Source organism: Streptomyces pseudogriseolus, assembly GCA_002154585.1.
Taxonomy (GTDB): domain Bacteria; phylum Actinomycetota; class Actinomycetes; order Streptomycetales; family Streptomycetaceae; genus Streptomyces; species Streptomyces pseudogriseolus.
The window spans coordinates 1-704 of sequence record MUNG01000646.1; the positions used below are offsets into that span (position 1 = coordinate 1).

The 704-nt window shown below is 72.5% G+C and carries 1 pseudogene; it reads left to right on the forward strand.

Annotated elements, in window-relative coordinates:
- A pseudogene (locus CCN29_RS33725) lies at positions 1-604 on the forward strand (DUF8832 domain-containing protein); the annotation flags it as partial.
- Positions 605-704: the final 100 nt, after the last annotated feature.

Sequence of the window (704 nt, forward strand, 5' to 3'; positions counted from 1 at the left end):
TGCAGATCTCCGAGGGTGGCTACACCCTCGACCTGCGCACCCCGGCGGTGACCGCCGGCGAGCGCGCCGAGCTGCGGTTCGCCGTGCGGGACGCGGAGGGACGGGCCGTCACCGCGTATAGGCGGGAGCACGACAAGGAGTTGCACCTCATCGTGGTGTCCCGCGATCTGACGACCTACCGTCATCTCCACCCGGAGCGTGCCGGCGACGGCACCTGGAGCACACCGGTGGACCTGCCGCGCGCCGGNNGCCGCGGCCCGCGGCCACGGCCCGGGTGGACGGGTACGACGTGCGGCTGACCGGGGCGCTGACGCCCGGCCGGGAGAGCGAGCTGCGGCTGACCGTTTCGTGCGACGGCGAGCCGGTCACCGACCTCGAGCCGTATCTGGGCGCCTACGGTCATCTGGTCGCCCTGCGCGCCGGGGACCTCGCCTATCTGCACGTCCATCCGGAGGGCGAGCCGGGCGTCGCCGAGCCGGGGCCGCACGTCTCCTTCAGCGCCACGGCGCCCAGTGGGGGCACCTACCGGCTGTTCCTGGACTTCAAGCACGACGGAGTCGTCCACACCGCCGCCCTCACCGTCGAGGCGTCACACGGCCACTGAGCGGGTTTCAGCCCAGCGCCCGGTCCAGGTTGTACGCCGCGCTGATCAGGGAGAGGTGGGTGAAGGCCTGGGGGAAGTTGCCCTGTTGGTGGCCGGTGTG